This is a genomic window from Streptomyces sp. enrichment culture (assembly GCF_964273145.1).
Lineage (GTDB): Bacteria > Actinomycetota > Actinomycetes > Streptomycetales > Streptomycetaceae > Streptomyces.
The window spans coordinates 5086691-5101956 of record NZ_OZ186873.1; the positions used below are offsets into that span (position 1 = coordinate 5086691).

At 74.3% G+C, this 15266-nt stretch carries 18 protein-coding genes and 1 riboswitch; of the genes, 5 read left to right on the forward strand and 13 right to left on the reverse strand.

All coding sequences use genetic code 11. The features are described 5' to 3' along the window. Positions 1 to 13: 13 nt before the first annotated feature. The 8 genes from ACSU6Z_RS22925 to ACSU6Z_RS22960 form a co-directional block, all read right to left on the reverse strand. On the reverse strand, positions 14 to 793 hold the full coding sequence (locus ACSU6Z_RS22925) for an SDR family NAD(P)-dependent oxidoreductase (protein WP_437048287.1): 780 nt from the start codon (positions 791 to 793) through the stop codon (positions 14 to 16). Further along, positions 790 to 1551 carry an SDR family NAD(P)-dependent oxidoreductase gene (locus tag ACSU6Z_RS22930; RefSeq protein WP_437048289.1) on the reverse strand — a complete coding sequence of 254 codons (762 nt, stop codon included), beginning with the start codon at positions 1549 to 1551 and terminating at the stop codon, positions 790 to 792. Before ACSU6Z_RS22930 ends, ACSU6Z_RS22925 begins: the two co-directional genes overlap by 4 nt. Next, positions 1548 to 2519 carry a fumarylacetoacetate hydrolase family protein gene (locus tag ACSU6Z_RS22935; protein ID WP_437048291.1) on the reverse strand — a complete coding sequence of 324 codons (972 nt, stop codon included), beginning with the start codon at positions 2517 to 2519 and terminating at the stop codon, positions 1548 to 1550. The genes ACSU6Z_RS22930 and ACSU6Z_RS22935 overlap by 4 nt, the downstream gene beginning before the upstream one ends. A 125-nt stretch (positions 2520 to 2644) precedes the next feature. Next, the gene (locus ACSU6Z_RS22940; RefSeq protein WP_437048293.1) at positions 2645 to 3583 is read right to left on the reverse strand and encodes a VOC family protein; all 939 of its coding nucleotides are present in this window, start codon (positions 3581 to 3583) and stop codon (positions 2645 to 2647) included. Between the two features lie 13 nt (positions 3584 to 3596). Next, complete coding sequence (locus tag ACSU6Z_RS22945) at positions 3597 to 4616, reverse strand: amidohydrolase family protein (RefSeq protein ID WP_437048295.1); 1020 nt, start codon at positions 4614 to 4616, stop codon at positions 3597 to 3599. Then, the gene (locus ACSU6Z_RS22950; protein ID WP_437048296.1) at positions 4613 to 5743 is read right to left on the reverse strand and encodes an FAD-dependent oxidoreductase; all 1131 of its coding nucleotides are present in this window, start codon (positions 5741 to 5743) and stop codon (positions 4613 to 4615) included. The genes ACSU6Z_RS22945 and ACSU6Z_RS22950 overlap by 4 nt, the downstream gene beginning before the upstream one ends. A 42-nt stretch (positions 5744 to 5785) precedes the next feature. Beyond that, complete coding sequence (locus ACSU6Z_RS22955) at positions 5786 to 6748, reverse strand: cyclase family protein (protein ID WP_437048297.1); 963 nt, start codon at positions 6746 to 6748, stop codon at positions 5786 to 5788. After that, complete coding sequence (locus ACSU6Z_RS22960; RefSeq protein ID WP_437048299.1) at positions 6745 to 7743, reverse strand: fumarylacetoacetate hydrolase family protein; 999 nt, start codon at positions 7741 to 7743, stop codon at positions 6745 to 6747. The genes ACSU6Z_RS22955 and ACSU6Z_RS22960 overlap by 4 nt, the downstream gene beginning before the upstream one ends. 153 nt (positions 7744 to 7896) lie before the next feature. Here ACSU6Z_RS22960 and ACSU6Z_RS22965 point away from each other — a divergent pair, with 153 nt between their 5' ends. Further along, positions 7897 to 8820, forward strand: a complete 924-nt coding sequence (locus ACSU6Z_RS22965; protein ID WP_437048301.1) for a LysR family transcriptional regulator — start codon at positions 7897 to 7899, stop codon at positions 8818 to 8820. 96 nt (positions 8821 to 8916) lie between these two features. On the opposite strand, the gene ACSU6Z_RS22970 is transcribed toward ACSU6Z_RS22965, so the two are convergent. The 4 genes from ACSU6Z_RS22970 to ACSU6Z_RS22985 are packed head-to-tail and all read right to left on the reverse strand — an operon-like array spanning position 8917 to position 11587. Next, entirely contained in the window at positions 8917 to 9771 is an 855-nt protein-coding gene (locus ACSU6Z_RS22970; protein WP_437048302.1) for an energy-coupling factor ABC transporter ATP-binding protein, read from the reverse strand. Beyond that, entirely contained in the window at positions 9768 to 10517 is a 750-nt protein-coding gene (gene cbiQ, locus ACSU6Z_RS22975) for a cobalt ECF transporter T component CbiQ (RefSeq protein ID WP_437048304.1), read from the reverse strand. The genes ACSU6Z_RS22970 and cbiQ overlap by 4 nt, the downstream gene beginning before the upstream one ends. Before the next feature lie 9 nt (positions 10518 to 10526). Then, a complete protein-coding gene (locus tag ACSU6Z_RS22980) occupies positions 10527 to 10898 on the reverse strand; it encodes an energy-coupling factor ABC transporter substrate-binding protein (RefSeq protein ID WP_437048306.1) in 372 nt (123 codons plus the stop codon). Then, positions 10895 to 11587 carry an energy-coupling factor ABC transporter permease gene (locus ACSU6Z_RS22985; RefSeq protein WP_437048308.1) on the reverse strand — a complete coding sequence of 231 codons (693 nt, stop codon included), beginning with the start codon at positions 11585 to 11587 and terminating at the stop codon, positions 10895 to 10897. The genes ACSU6Z_RS22980 and ACSU6Z_RS22985 overlap by 4 nt, the downstream gene beginning before the upstream one ends. Positions 11588 to 11617: 30 nt before the next feature. After that, positions 11618 to 11802, reverse strand: a riboswitch (cobalamin riboswitch). 180 nt (positions 11803 to 11982) lie between these two features. On the opposite strand from ACSU6Z_RS22985, the gene ACSU6Z_RS22990 reads away from it, so the two are divergent. From ACSU6Z_RS22990 to ACSU6Z_RS23005, 4 genes are all read left to right on the forward strand, one after another. Further along, complete coding sequence (locus ACSU6Z_RS22990) at positions 11983 to 12372, forward strand: cell division protein SepF (protein WP_437048310.1); 390 nt, start codon at positions 11983 to 11985, stop codon at positions 12370 to 12372. A gap of 131 nt (positions 12373 to 12503) precedes the next feature. Further along, on the forward strand, positions 12504 to 13718 hold the full coding sequence (locus ACSU6Z_RS22995; RefSeq protein WP_437048311.1) for an AAA family ATPase: 1215 nt from the start codon (positions 12504 to 12506) through the stop codon (positions 13716 to 13718). Next, positions 13702 to 14091: a nucleotide pyrophosphohydrolase gene (locus tag ACSU6Z_RS23000; protein ID WP_437048313.1), complete on the forward strand. Its 390-nt coding sequence runs from the start codon at positions 13702 to 13704 to the stop codon at positions 14089 to 14091. The genes ACSU6Z_RS22995 and ACSU6Z_RS23000 overlap by 17 nt, the downstream gene beginning before the upstream one ends. A gap of 225 nt (positions 14092 to 14316) precedes the next feature. Beyond that, positions 14317 to 14787 (forward strand): DUF6099 family protein, encoded by a 471-nt coding sequence (locus tag ACSU6Z_RS23005; protein WP_437048314.1) that lies wholly within the window; start codon positions 14317 to 14319, stop codon positions 14785 to 14787. A 10-nt stretch (positions 14788 to 14797) separates the two neighbouring features. Here ACSU6Z_RS23005 and ACSU6Z_RS23010 read toward each other — a convergent pair whose 3' ends face one another. Further along, positions 14798 to 15169 carry a hypothetical protein gene (locus ACSU6Z_RS23010; protein WP_437048316.1) on the reverse strand — a complete coding sequence of 124 codons (372 nt, stop codon included), beginning with the start codon at positions 15167 to 15169 and terminating at the stop codon, positions 14798 to 14800. Positions 15170 to 15266: the final 97 nt, after the last annotated feature.

Genomic DNA, 15266 nt, shown 5'->3' on the forward strand with positions numbered 1-15266 from the left:
TGTTCCTTCCGGTTCAGTGCGCCGCGCCGGGCAGGACGGCGGACCAGCCGCCGTCCACGACGAGGTTGGCGCCGGTGATGTACGCGGCCTCGTCCGAGGCGAGGAAGACGGCGGCGTTGACCACGTCGTCGGGCCGGCCGATCCGGCCGAGGGGGATGTGGCGGGCGATGGAGCGCATCGGGTGGTCCTCGGCGAGCAGGTCGCCGCGGGAACCCTCCGTGTCGATCATCCCGGGGCTCACGCAGTTGGCGCGGACGCCGTACGGGGCGCCCTCGGCGGCGAGTTGACGGGTCAGGGCGATCACCGCGCCCTTGGACGCGGAGTGCGCGGTGCGCCGGTTGGTGAGGGAGCCGGTGAGGCCGGCCGTCGAACCGACGGTGAGGACGCAGCCGCGGCTCGCGACCAGGTGCGGCCAGGCGGCCCGGACGGTCAGCCACACCGAGTCCAGCTCGGCGCGGACCGTGAACGCGAAGTCCCCGTACGGCTGGCTGTCGATCGCCCCGAAGCGGACGGCACCGGCGTTGGCGTAGACGATGTCGACGCCGCCGAACGCGTCGGCGGCCTCCTCCACCCAGGCCCGGACGGAGTCCTCGTCGGTGACGTCCAGGGGGCCGGGGGTGAGGGCGGTGCCGCCCTCGCGGGCGATGAGCCGCTGGGTCTCCACGGCCTCCTCGTGCAGCAGGTCGCCGCCGACCACCAGCGCGCCCTCGGCGGCGAACCGCAGGGCCGCCGCACGGCCCTGGCCGCGGGCGGTGCCGGAGATCAGGGCCACCTTGCCCTCCAGCCGTCTCATCCTCCGCCCTCCGGGTTCCGCAGCGCGTCGGAGACGGACTTGACCCCGCCGTGCGCGGTCAGCCCGCCGTCCACGGGGATCTCGGCGCCGGTGATGAAGGAGGAGTCGTCGGACAGCAGGAAGACGACCAGCGGGGCGACCTCGTCCACGGTGCCGGTGCGGCCCAGCGGCGTCTCGCGGACGTTCGCCTCGCGGAACGCCGGGGCGGCGGAGGCGGTCATCGCGGTCTCGATGTAACCGGGGTGGACGGTGTTGACGCGGATGCCGCGCGGGCCCAGTTCCAGGGCGGCGGTCCTCGACAGGCCGCGCAGCGCCCACTTGCTGGTCGTGTAGGCGACCGGGTAGTGGGCGGTGAGGGCCGCCGAGGAGCCGACGTTCACGACGGAGGAACCGGGCGGCATGAGGGGCGCGAGGTGCTGGATGCCGAGCAGGGGACCGGTGACGTTGACCGCGTGGACCCGGGCCATGTCCTCGGGACGCACGTCGCCGACGCGGGCCCGCCAGGTGACGCCCGCGTTGTTGACCAGACCGTGGACCTGCCCGTACGACTCCCTCAGCTCGGCGGCGAGCGCGGCCCAGTCGTCCTCACTGGTGACGTCGAGCCGGCGGCAGCCGGGCGCCTCGGACACGTCGGTGGCGATGACGCGGGCGCCCTCGCGGGCGAGCGCCTCCGCTTCCGCGGCGCCCTGGCCGCGCGCCGCGCCGGTGACGACGACGACCTTGCCCGGCAGCCTCCCGGGACGCGGATCACCGTTCACGGCCGCTCCCGGCTGCGGCGGCGGCCGGCCGGCAGCGGCACGGGCTCGGCGCCGGGGACGACGGTGTTGGTGAGCGTGCCGATGCCTTCCACGGTGAGGCCGACGGTGTCGCCGGGCTCCAGCGGCGGCGGGGTCCGCTCGCCGCGCCGGCCCCACAGCTCGGCGAGGCAGCCGCCGTTGCCGCAGGTGCCCGAGCCGAGCACGTCGCCGGGCACGACGCGGGTGCCGCGGGAGGCGTAGGCGGCCATCTCCTCGAAGGTCCAGCTCATGTTGGACAGCAGGTCCTCGCCGACCACCCGGCCGTTGACCTCGGCCCTCAGTGCCAGGCGCAGGAAGCCCTCGCCGTCGCGGTACGGCTCCAGCTCGTCGGCGGTGACGAGGTACGGGCCGAGGGCGGTGGCGGTGTCCTTGCCCTTGCAGGGGCCGAGGCCGACCTTCATCTCCGCCGACTGCAGATCGCGCGCGGACCAGTCGTTGAGGACGGTGTAGCCGACGATGTGGTCGCGGGCCCGGGCGGGGGTGAGGTCGCAGCCCTCGCGGCCGATGACGGCGGCCACCTCGAGTTCGAAGTCGAGCACGGCCGAACCGGGCGGCACCGGGACGTCGTCGCCGGGGCCGTGGATGGCGTGTGGGTTGGTGAAGTAGAAGGTGGGGGCCGCGTACCACTGCTCGGGCACGCCGGACGCGCCGTCCACGGACCGCCGTACGCCCTCGACGTGCTCCTCGAAGGTGACGAAGTCCCGTACGGAGGCGGGCCGCAGGGGAGGCAGCAGCTTCACCTGGGAGACGTGCGGGCCGGGCGGCACGTCGAGGGCCGCCGCGCCGGCGGCGAGCAGTCCGGGCAGGCCGCCCGTCTCGGCGAGCAGACCGGACAGGGAGCTCACGCCGGGCAGCGGGTGGAGGGTGCCGTCGTCCTCGACGACGGCCACCCGGGGGCGGTGGCGGTGCTCGTACGTGGCGAAACGCATGGTGCGGCTCCTGGAAGGGGTGGGCGGGGGCGGCCGAGGGGGGGGCGCCGCCGGGGCCGGGGGCGCGGCGGTGTGCGTCAGGGCGATGGACAGCGCCGTCGCGCCCCCGGGGTGCGGGCGGTCGCTCAGACCGGCGGGGCGACGAACACGCCGCGGTCGGGGTCGTTGAAGGACTCCTTGGCCACCAGCTCGTTCATCGGGTTGGCGGTGCCCCACTGGTCGGTGACCTCGGGCTGGGAGAAGTCGTAGACGTGGGGGTGCCAGGTGTCCTCGTCGAGCAGCTCCAGCTCGGTGGTGTACTCGACGGTGTTGCCGTGCGGGTCGAGGAAGTACGTGAAGGTGTTGTCGCCCGCCATGTGCCGGCCCGGGCCCCAGATCTTCTTGTAGCCGGCCCGGATGACGCGGCCGGAGCCGCGCATGTACTCGTCGATGCCGCGCATCTCGAAGGAGACGTGGTGCAGGGACGTGTGCGGGCCCTTGGCCAGCGCCATGGAGTGGTGCTGGTTGCTGATCCGCATGAAGTGCATGACCTCGCCCATGCGCGGCGAGCTCAGCGTGTCGGAGAGGCGGAAGCCGAGGTGGCGCTCGTACCACTCGCGGGTGCGGTTCAGGTCGGGGGAGTTGAGGACGACGTGGGACAGCTTGACCGGGATGGCCTCCTTCTCCTCGATCTTGCGGTGCTGCCGCACCTCGACGTCGGCGGAGACCTCGATGGTGCGGCCGTCGACGTCGAAGAAGCGGAAGCCGTAGCCGCCGCCGGGGGTGTCGATCCGGCCGGGCCGGGAGATCAGCTGGACGCCGCCCGCGAGGAGCCGCTCGGCGAGCGTGTCGACGTCGGCGGGCGAGGCGGCGCCGTAGGAGACGAGGTCGAGGCGCTTCTCCTCGGCCTTGCGCAGCCGCACGACGTACTGCTCCGGGGAGCCCTCGGCGGCCAGGAAGGAGATGCCGGAGTCCTCGGCGACCTTGGTCAGGCCCCAGACGCCGGCGTAGAAGTCGAGCTGCTTGTCGTAGTCGGGCACGGCGAGGTCGACGTGCCGCAGGTGGGTGAGCAGGCGTGCGCTCATGACGGGTTCCTCCTCAGGAGAGGGCGAGGTCGAGCAGGGCCGAGGCGTTGCCGCCGCGTACGGCGTCGAAGTCGGCGTCGGGCAGGTGCGCGGCGCGCAGGGCGCCGACCGGGTCCTCGGTGCCCATGTCGAAGGGGAAGTCGGAGCCGAGCAGCACCCGGTCGGCCCCCGCGACGCGGACCAGCTCCCGCAGGACGTGCGGGTCGTGGACGAGGGAGTCGAAGTACAGCCGCTTCAGATAGCTGCTGGGCGGGTGGGCGCAGCCGGCGCCCGCGTCGGAGCGGGCCGACCAGGCGTGGTCGGACCGGCCGATGTGGGTGGGCAGGTAGCCCCCGCCGTGCGCGGCGATCAGCCTCAGCCCGGGGTGGCGGTCGAGCACCCCGGAGAAGATCAGGTGGGAGAGCGCGACGGCGTTCTCGGTGGGCTGGCCGACGGTGTTGGACAGGTACCACCGGTCCAGGCGCTCGTCCAGGGTGCACCCGAAGGGGTGCAGGAAGACGAGGGCGCCGGTCTCCTCGGCCCGCGACCACAGCGGCTCGTAGGCCGGGTCGGACAGCTCGCGGCCCGGCGCGTGGCTGGAGATCTCCACGCCGGCCAGGCCCTGCTCCAGCGCGTGGTCCAGGGCGCGGACCGCGTGCCGCGGGTGCTGGAGCGGGGCGAGCCCGAGGCCGCGCAGCCGGTCGGGGGCGGCCGAACAGTGCGCCGCGGTCGCCTCGTTGGCCAGCCGGTACACCTTCTCGGCGGTCCCCTCGTCCGTCCAGTAGTGGTAGTGCGAGGGCGAGGGGCTCACCAGCTGCACGTCCACGCCCTGGGCGTCCATCGCGGCCAGCCGCACGGCCGGGTCGGTCAGCTTCGGGACGCGCTCGCCCACCATGGGACCGCTCACGGCGAGGGCGGCGGGGCCGTTGCGGCGGGCGTCGAGCTCCCTGGCCTCGGCGTGGCCGGGCAGACCGGCCACGAGCGCGTCGATCCCGGGCAGCAGGACGTGGGCGTGCACGTCCACGGTGGGGCCGGAGGCGGTCGGCGCGGTCACGGCAGCTCCCTCAGCATCGTCATGGTGCGGCCCATCAGGCCCGCGACGTCGGCGTCGCGGACGCCGTCGAGCTGCCACTGCCCGATCCGCACGGACGCCTCCACGACCGGGCGCACGCGCCGCACACGGCGCTCGTAGTACGCCTGGAAGAGGGCGTCGTCCCAGGTGCCGGTCCCGGTCAGCATCCGCGCGAGCACGAGCGCGTCCTCCAGGGACAGCGCGGCGCCCTGGGCGAGGGTGGGCGGGCAGCAGTGGGCGGCGTCGCCGGCGAGGACCACGCGGCCCCGGTGCCAGGAGCCCTCGACCAGCATCCGGTCGAACCAGGTGTAGTTCACCTTCGCCGGATCGGTGATGTGCTCGGTGATCTGCGGCCAGAAGCCGCCGTAGGCCGAGGTCAGGCGCCGCATCTCGGCGGCGTAGGTCTCCGGCGGGATCGAGGCGCGGTCGCGGTTGGCCTCGACGACGTACGCGTAGATCGTGTCCTCGCCGGTGGGGCAGTAGCCGGCGATGTAGGCCGGGCCGCCGTAGGCGAGGTCGGTGCGGACCAGACCGGCCGGGCGCGGCGCGGCGACCCGCCAGATGGCCATGCCGGTCGGCTCGGGCCTGGCGGTGATGCCGATGGCGGCTCGGGTGGCCGAGCTCAGGCCGTCGGCGGCGATCACCAGGTCGTAGCGGCCCTCGGTGCCGTCGGTGAACCGGACGGTGACGCCGTCGCCGTCCTGGTCCAAAGACGTCGCCCGGGTGCCGAGCCGCACCTGGGCGCCGCTGGCCCGGACGGCGTCGATGAGGATCCGCTGGAGCCGGGGCCGCTGCATGCCGACGGTGGCGGGCAGGTCGTCGCCGCCGGTGCGCAGGTCGTCCTGGACGTGCAGGACGGTGCCGTCGGGGGCGGTGATGCCGACCGACCCGAAGGCGTAGCCGGACGCCTCGACCTGCTCCCACACCCCGAGTTCGCGCAGCACGCGCAGGGCGTTGCCCTGGAGGGTGATGCCGGAGCCGGCGGTGGCGTTCCAGTCGTCCTTGGCCTCGATCAGGTCCACGGACAGGCCGGCCCGGCGCAGCAGGATCGTCACGGCGTTGCCGGCCGCGCCACCGCCGACGACGAGGACCGTGCGGGGTTGAGTCATGGGGAACTCCCTTGTTCCACGGGGCTGGTTGGGCCCCGCGTACTACTTGACGGCGATCGGGTTGACGGGCGAGCCGACCGCGCCGGTGACGGGCAGGGGAGCGGCGGTGAGCCAGAACGCGTAACGGCCGTCGGCCGCGCAGTCCTCCGCCAGCGCGTCCAGGTCCCACATCTCGCCGATGAGCAGGCCGATGTGGGGGATGGCGACCTGGTGCAGCGGCTGGAAGGCGTGCTCGAACTCGTTGGGCCGCACCTCGAAGCCCCAGGTGTCGGTGGCGATCGCGGCGATCTCGGTGCGGTGCAGCCAGCGGGCGGTGGTGAAGGACAGGCCGGGCGCCGGGCCGCCGGCGTAGTCGCCCCAGCCGTCGCGGTGTGCCCGGGTGAGCTGCCCGGTCCGTACGAGGACGATGTCGCCGCGCCCCACGGTCACGCCGTGCGCCTCGGCGGTCGCCGTCAGGTGCTCCTCGGTGACGGCGAAACCGTCGGGCAGTTCGCCGTCCTCGCCGATCACGCGGCCGACGTCCAGCAGGACACCGCGGCCGGCGACGTGCGGGGCCATGTGCTCGATGCCGGTGACCAGGTCGCCGTCGGAGGTGACGACCTTCTCCGCCGGGCGTCCGTTCCACGCCTTGCCGTGGTCGAAGATGTGCCCGAGCCCGTCCCACTGGGTGGAGCACTGCAACGGCATCGCGATCACGTCGTCGGCGCCGCCGATGCCGTGCGGGAAGCCCTGGTTGCCGAGGGCGGCGTCGGTGCCGGTGTCCAGCATGGTGTGCACCGGGTTGGTGCGCCGCCGCCACCCCTTCTGCGGGCCGTTCATGTCGAAGCGCTGGGACAGGGAGAAGCTGACGCCCCGCCGGACCAGGGCCGCGCCCTCGCGCCGCTTGTGCTCGTCGAGGAAGTTGAGGGTGCCGAGCCGGTCGTCCTCGCCCCAGCGGCCCCAGTTGGAGCACGCCTCGGCGGCCTCGGCGATCGCGCCCTCGGGGTCGTCGCGGTCGAGCGTCACGACGCCTCCGCCACACAGCGGGTGCGCTGGACGCCGAGGCCGGTGATGGTGGACTCCATGACGTCGCCGTCGCGCAGCAGCCGGCCCCAGTGCATGCCGTTGCCGGCCGGGCTGCCGGTCAGCACCAGGTCGCCGGGGAGGAGGCGGGCGCTCTGCGAGGCGTGGGACACCATGCGCGCCACGTCGAAGATCATGTCCTTGGTGGACTCGTCCTGCATCGTCTCGCCGTTCAGCTTCAGCGTCAGCCGCAGGTCGCCGGGGTCGGCGATCGACTCCGCCGGCACGATCCAGGGGCCGAGCGGGGTGAAGCCGGGGGCGTTCTTGCTGCGCAGCCAGTCGGTGCCGATCTGCGGCATGTCCCGGCGGAAGACGGTGGCGCGGTCGGTGAGGTCGTTGGCGATCGTGTACCCGGCGACGTACTCCAGCGCCTCCTCCACCGGGACCCGGTGGGCGGGCCGGCCGATCACGGCCGTCAACTCCAGTTCCCAGTCGGGTTTCTCGGCCCACGCGGGCAGCACCACGTCGTCGTACGGGCCGGTGACGGCGCTGGGCAGGCCGATGAACACGTACGGCAGGTCCTCCGCCGCCCGGCGGTCCATGATCTCCGCGGCCTCGGCGCGCCGCTCCTCCTCGGGGCGGTCGTCGCCGGGGGCGCGGTGGGCCACGTGCAGGTCGATGACGTGTTGGCGGTAGTTGGCGCCGGACTGGAAGACCTGGCGCGGCTCGACGGGCGCGTGCACCCGGAAGTCCGCGAGCGGCCTGCGCGCCCCACCCGGTTCCGCGGCCAGCGCGCGCAGCCGCGGCAGGGCGGCCGCCCAGCGCTCCAGCAGGTCCCGGACCGTCAACCGCCCTTCGCCGAAGGCGGCTTCGAGGTCGAGCACCCGGCCGTCGGGGGTGACGAGGGCGGGGAAGGCCGGCCCGTCCGGAGCCGACAGGGTGGCGAGGGCGAACGGTCCGGCGAAGAGAGCGGACGCGGGTTCGGGTTTCACGGACATGTCCTCCTGATTGCGGTGTGACTAATCTGGACCCGCCACCCGTGATCAGGGAAATAGATTCCGTGGATGACTACTATCCACCGCGTTGATGCCCTGTGCGGGGGTGCGGCATTTGCCCGCCGCTGTCCGGCGCCGTCCGCAAGGGGAAGTCCCGTGAACCTGGCCAGCCTCGACCTCAACCTCGTCGTCGCCCTGCGCGCGCTGCTGGAGGAGCGCAACGTCACCCGGGCCGGACAGCGCGTCGGCCTCAGCCAGCCCGCCATGAGCGCCGCGCTCGCCCGCCTGCGCCGCCACTTCGACGACGACCTGCTCGCCCGGGTCGGCGGCCACTACGAACTCACCGCGCTCGGGCAGGTCCTCCTCGACCGCACCTCCACCGCCTGCGACCTGCTAGAACGCCTCTTCGCCAGTCAGGCCGACTTCGATCCGGCGAAGGAGAGCCGCGAGTTCAGGCTCCTGGCGTCCGACTACGCCGTCTGCGTCTTCGGCGCCGAACTCGCCCGGACCGTGCACGAGGAGGCCCCCGGCATCCGGCTGCGCTTCACCCAGACCCCGCCCACCGTGGCCGACGACACCGCCGCGCTGCTGAGCGCCACCGACGGCCTGCTCATGCCGCACGGCGTCATCAGCGGCTTCCCCGCCACCGACCTGTACGAGGACCGCTGGGTCTTCCTCGTCGCCGACGGCCATCCGACCGTCGGCGACCGGCTGACCCGGCGGGACGTGGCCGAGCTGCCCTGGGTCACCTACCAGCGGACCTACGACGCCCCCGCCGTACGCCAGCTCGGCATGCTCGGCATCGAACCCCGCGTCGAGGTCTCCGTCGACAGCTTCCAGCTGCTGCCGCACCTGGTGGCCGGCACCCGGCGGATCGCCCTGGTGCAGGCCCGCCTCGCCCGGCTGCTCGCGCCGGTCGCCGCCGTGCGCGCGGTGGAACCGCCCTACGAGGCGGTTCCGCTGCGGGAGGCCCTGTGGTGGCATCCGGTGCACACGCACGACGCGGCCCACCGCTGGCTGCGCGAGACGGCGGCACGGGTCGGGGAGCGCCTGGCGGGGACGGGGCCGAGGACCCCGTAGTCACCCGGCCCCTGCGGAGCGTTCACACGCAGACCGGCGGCACCGGGAACCCGGCCCGCCCGGCCGTGGCGCATCACCGCGCCCATGCGCCGGCGCTCACCCGCCACCGGCGCCCGCCGCCACCAGTGCCGCCAGCTCCTCCGGCGTGCGCGGGCCCGCCTCCCCCTCCGCCAGCGCCCCCCGCGCGTACAGCAGCCGGGCCACCGCCACCCCCCACGGCAGCCGCAGCCCCGCCTCCCGCAGCAGGTCCGCGCGGGCCAGCAGCCCGGCGGCCGGGCCGGTGCGCACCCCGCCCCCCGGGGCGAGCAGCGCGGCGTCGTCGGCCCAGCGCAGGGCGAGGTCGACGTCGTGCGTGGCCATCACCACGGTCGTCCCGCCCGCGCGCAGCCCGTCCAGCGTGAGGAGCAGCCGTTCCTGCCCGTCCGGGTCGAGCCCGGCGGTCGGCTCGTCCAGGATCAGCACCCGGGGCCGCATCGCGACCGCCCCGGCGATCGCGGTCCGCTTGCGCTGCCCGTACGACAGCAGATGGGTGGGCCGGTCGGCCAGCGCCCCGATGTCCAGCGCGTCCAGCGCCTCCGCCACCCTGGCCCGCACCTGCGCGTCGGGCAGACCGAGGTTCAGCGGCCCGAACGACACGTCCTGCGCGACCGACGCCGCGAACAACTGGTCGTCCGGGTCCTGCACCACCAGCTGCACGGTCGTCCGCAGCCGCGTCAGCCCCTTCCGGTCGTACGTCACCGGCTCCCCGTCCACCACCAGCTTCCCCGCCCGTGGCCGGAGCCCGCCGCTGAGCAGCCGCATCAGCGTCGTCTTGCCGCTGCCGTTGCGGCCCAGCAGCGCCAGCGCCCGCCCCTCGCGCACCGCGAAGTCGAGCCCGTCGAGCACCGCCGGCCCGTCCTCGTAGCCGAAGGACACGCCCCGCAGGGCGACCACCACGGAATCGTCGCTCATGTCAGGAACCCCTCCAGTACGAAGGTCAGGGCGGCCAGCGCCGCCAGCAGCGCGGCGCTCGCCGCCGTGAAGGGGACGGAGACGCGGGCCTCGGGCACCAGGACGCGCAGGGTGCCGTCGTAACCGCGCCCGGCCAGCCCAGCCTGGAGCCGCGCCGCCCGCCCGAAGGCGCGTACGAACGCGGTGGCGCCGAGCCCGCCCAGGGACCGCCAGGCGGCGGCCCGGGTGGTGTGCCCGAGCCGTGCGGCCTGCGCGTCGCGCACCCGGCGCACGGAGTCCAGCAGCAGGAAGCTCATGCGGTACGTCACCAGCGCCACGTCGACCACCGGCGCGGGCACCCCGGCCCGCACCAGGCGCGGCAGCAGGTCCGACACCGGCGTGGTGAACGCGAACAGCAGCACCCCGAGCGAGGCCGCGCAGGACCGCAGCAGCAGTTCCCCGGCCCGCACCCACCCCCCGTCGGCGAGCGCCACGGGGCCGTCCGCCCCGCCGACCCGCACCAGCAGCGGCAGCGCCCCGGTCACGCAGAACCCCAGCGGCACCCGGATGGCCCGCCACAGCCGTCGCCCCGGTACGCCCGCCGGGCCCAGCAGTACGGCGAGAGCCGTCACCAGCACCAGCGCCGCGCCCGGCCAGGGCGGCAGGCAGAGGGCGAGCCCGGTGAGGCCGAGCCCGAGCACGGCTTTGTCCACGGGGTGGCGGCGGCGCCAGCGGCCGGCGTGCGCCGCCGCGTCGATCGGCAGCACGGCGCGGCCTCAGTCCCCGTCGCCGGCGGGCTCCGCGGTGTCCCCGCGCGCGCCGTCACCGTCCCGCGTCGCCGCCAGGGCGCGTTCCTCGCCCTGCCGCCGCCCCCGGCGCAGTCCGAAGAAGTACGCCAGCACGCCCGCGCCGATCGCCGCCTGCACGGCGAACAGCGCCGACTCGATCTCCCCGGAGGGCGGTTCGTACAGCGGGGAGAACCACGGCTCGTAGTCCGGGTCGATCTCGGTGATCACCGTCTCCGCCTCGGCGTCGGCCCCCGCGAACGGCTCCTCCTTGTGGTCGCCGAGCCCGAGCGCCAACGGCAGGACGGCCAGCGCGGCCACCGCCAGCAGCAACAACGCGTTGATCTTCGTGTTCCGCCTCACCGGGCCACCGCCTCCCGTGCCTCCCGCCGGTCCGCCACCACGCCGAGCCGGGCCAGTTCCTCCTTGCTGGACTGCGTCAGCAGCCGCATCACGAGCACGGTGAGCAGTCCCTCGCTCACCGCCAGCGGGATCTGGGTGAGGGCGAAGACGGAGCCGAACTTGCCGAGCGCGCCCGAGAACCCGCTGCCCGGGTCGGGGAAGGCGAGCGCCAGCTGCACGCTGGTGACGCAGTAGGTCGACAGGTCGGCGACGAACGCGGCGGCGAACACCGCGACCGCCAGCGGCGCGCCGCATCGCCGCAGCAGCCGGTACACGCCGTACCCGGCCCACGGCCCCACGACCGCCATGGAGAAGACGTTGGCGCCGAGCGTGGTCAGCCCGCCGTGCGCGAGCAGCAGCGCCTGGAAGAGCAGGGTGATGGTGCCGAGCACCGCCATGACCGGCGGCCGGAACAGGATCGCGCCCAGTCCCGTGCCGGTGGGATGGGAGCAACTCCCGGTCACCGAGGGCAGTTTGAGTGCAGACAGGACGAACGTGAACGCCCCGGAGGCGCCGAGCAGCAGCGTGCTCTCGGGATGCTCCCTCACCTCACGGGTGAGCGACCGGACTCCGTGGACGACGAACGGCGCGGACGCGACACCCCAGGCGATCGCGTGCGCCGGAGGCAGAAAGCCCTCGGCTATGTGCATGGCTCAGCAGACCCTCTCCAGCACCTCGTGGATGGACGACGCGCCTTGGCCGGTCTCCTGGCTGACGGGTACCACCGCCCGTGCTCCGCCTTCCCGGGTCCCGAAGGACCCAGTGGCCGCCCGCGAGGGCCGGAGCCGGACTTCCCGATCACAGTGGCGAGGGCCGCACCGGCATCACACCGGATTTCCCGTTCACCAAGGCGTGGCGACAGTAGTGCTCCCACGGGGGCGGTGACAAGCCGGACCGAACGGGGCGAGCGGCCCACGGGAACACGCCCGGCCGTGGGGGCCCCGCGACTCGGCCGGCCGACCCCGTGTCGCTGTTGGGCCGATCGGGTGACATGGCGTAAGAATTGGCTGATGCAGGCAACAAGGCGAGTCGAAGCGGGGAGCCGGTGAACAGCCACGACGTCACCGATGAGCAGTGGGAAGGGCTCGCCCAGGTCGTGCCGTTGCGGGGCCGCGACGCCTGGCCGTCCTCGGTGGGCCACCGCGCGCTGCCGGAGGCGGAGACCGAGGCCCGGCGCCGCTTCGTCGTGCTGCGGGTCAACGTGTTCGCCGACGCCCGCGAGGTCGCCGAGACCCTCATGGCGGGCATCCCGGTCCTGCTCGATCTGACCGGCGCGGAGACCGAGGTCGCCAAGCGGGTCCTGGACTTCAGCACGGGCGTCGTCTTCGGCCTGGCCAGCGGAATGCACCGGGTCGACCGGAACGTGTTCCTGCTCACCCCGGCCGGCACCGAGGTGACCGGGCTCATGGAGGGCGCGGAGGCCCCCGGCGTCTGACGGCCCTTTCGGGGGCGGCGGGGCGAGACGGCCCCGGGAGGCGAGGGGGGCGGACCCGCCCGGTCCCCCGATCGTGGGAAGGGACCGGTGGCGGAACGGTTCGCCCGACGGCGGAGCCCTACGGTCCGGACATGACCTTGCCGACCCCGCCGGCCGTTCCCGCACCGCCGCCCGCGGTGCCGCGCGATGACGACGGGAGGCGCCCCGACCGGCCGTGCGTCACCGAACTGCGGCTGTCCGCCTTCGCCGCGCACCGGCGCGTCACCGTCCCCCTCGCACCGCTCACCCTCCTGACCGGGCCCAGCGGCAGCGGCAAGACCAGCGCGCTGCGGGCGTACGAGGCCCTGGCCCGGCTCGGTTCCGGTGCCGGACTCGGCACGGTCTTCCCCGACCCGGGCGCCTGCGTGCCCGAGCGGGCCCGGCCCGACGCCCAGCGGCGCCGCGGCTTCCGCATCGGCTGCACGGCCGACGGCCCCGAGGGACCGGTCCGGCTCGACGTCGCCGTTCAGGCGGAACCCGAACTGCGGATCGTGGGCGAGCGGCTGACGGCCGGCGGACTCGTGCTGCTCCAGACCGCCCTGCGCGACCCCGGCCGCCGCGCCGTGCAGGCCGCCTGGCACACGGCCGGACCGGCGTCGGTGACCCGCGCCCCGCTGCCCGACGACCGGCTGGGCACCGCCCTGCTGCCGCTGCGGGTGGCCGGCAAGACGGACGGGCAGCGCAGGGTGCTCGCCGCCGCCGAGCAGATGCTGGTCGCCCTGCGCTCCGTCTTCGCCTGCGACCCGTGCCCCGCGCGGATGCGGAAGCCGGTGCCGGCCGGCTCGGGGCGGCTGCTCGGCGGCTGCGACAACGTCGCCGACGTGCTGTGGCGCACCCGCACCGAGTGCGGACGGCGGCACGCCCGGTTCGTCGAGGCGGTGCGCGCCGGATGCGCCGGGCCGGTCGCCGACGTGCTGGCCGAACCGGTGGCCGGCGGAGCGGTCCGCGCGCTGCTCGACCGGGGCGGCGGCACCCGCACCGGCCTCGCGCGCCTGGGCTACGGCGAGCTGCGCTACCTCGCGCTCGCGCTGGTCCTGCTCACCGGGCCCGGGGTGCTGGAGGTCGACGTGGCCGGCGAGGTCCCCGCCGCCCTGCAGACGCTCACCGTCCTCGCCGACGGCCTCGACCGGGGCCTGGACGCCCGCCAGCGCGTGGAACTGCTGCGGCTGGCGGCCGGGATGTGCGCCCGAGGGCACGTCCGGCTCGTCGGCACGATCAGTGACGCGTCATGGGCCGCCGGGGTGGACGGGCCGGACGGGGCGGACGGGGTGAGGGTGGTACACCTGGGCCGTGACACACGCCTCTGAACCCCCCGGACCCGGCCCCCTCGGCTCCGGCTCCCCCGGCCTGGCGGAACTGCAACGCAGGCTCGCCGAGTTCGCCGCCGCCCGGAACTGGCAGCCGTACCACACCCCGAAGAACCTCGTCAGCGCGCTCAGCGTCGAGGCGTCCGAACTGCTGGAGATCTTCCAGTGGCTGACGCCGGAGCAGTCGGCCCGCGTCATGGACGACCCCGGCACCGCGCACCGCGTCACCGACGAGGTCGCCGACGTCCTCGCCTACCTGCTCCAGCTGTGCGGGGTGCTCGGCATCGATCCGCTGGCCGCGCTGGCGGCGAAGATCGAACGGAACGAGCGGAGGTTCCCGGTGCCGGGCAGCGGTACGGCCGGCGAAACGTGACGACCGGGGGGACGCCCGGGAAACGGGCCGGAACTGCCCGCCGTACCGAGGAACAACTTCATCCGCTATTACTCTCCGCAATCGAAACCCTGCCCGAAACCGAATTGTTGTCCACAGATTTCCGCCTTCCTCTGGCTTTTGGCCCTCGATACCTTCACTCTGGGTAGTGGACAGCGGAGTTCGGGCGGACGTGCGCGGAGCACGTCGGACAGACGGGGGCGGCCCATGGACGCGGTGCGGCTCATCGTGACGAGCAGGCGCGCACTGGCCGCGAGCGGCGACGTGCCTCAGATCCTGGGGGAGGTGTGGCAGGCACAGGCCCTGGCGCAGGCGATCGGCAGCCGCCTCGCGGTCTTCGGCCCGCCCGAACTGCGGGGCGAGGCACTCGGACTCACCGAGCTCGCCGGCCGCGGCTGCGGCGTGCTGCAAAGGCCGGGGCTCGCCCCCGGTGAGCTGCGCGCCGCCCAGCTGACCGAAGTGGGCGACACCCGCCAGGCGCTGGCCCGCCTCGACGGCCTCCTCGGCGAGATCGGCATCGCCCTCGTCGGCATCGCCTGCGCCGCGGACGACGAAGGCACCTACTGGCAGTGCATGGAGGCCATCGACGCGGCGGACGAGTCCAGGGACCGCGTCCTGGAGATGCTGCGCAGACTGGCGGACCGGGAAGGGGCGTTGCCGGAGCGCGAGGCGGGCTGACCGGCCGGAATCACTGATCGCTGTAGCGGAAGTCGCCCACGCTCCACGCGGTGACGTCCTTGATCGCGACACGGTACATGCCGCCCGTCTCCGGAATGCCCGTGCTGCCCTGGAGGATCCGCGCCAGATGGAAGTGCAGATGTGTGGGCGGCTCACCGCCGCCGGTCCCGGCGGCCCCGTCGCCCTCGAAGACGGGGGAGAACGCCCGCAGCCGGTCGGAGCTGCGCAGCACCTCCGACACGCGCTGCCTCCAGACGGCCTGGGGGGCCAGCCGGCCGGTGATGACGGCACCGCCCACGACGACCGTCAGCGACATCTGATTGCTGTGCTCGGCCTCCACCATGGTGGCGATGCCGACGAGCAATTCGTCAGGATGCGACATGGGAGCCGATTGTATGGGGCCCGGGGGCGACCGGAGGGAACACCCCCCCGGCGAAGATCCGCTCCCGGTACGTCCCGGCGGGGGAGGAGCGACTCGG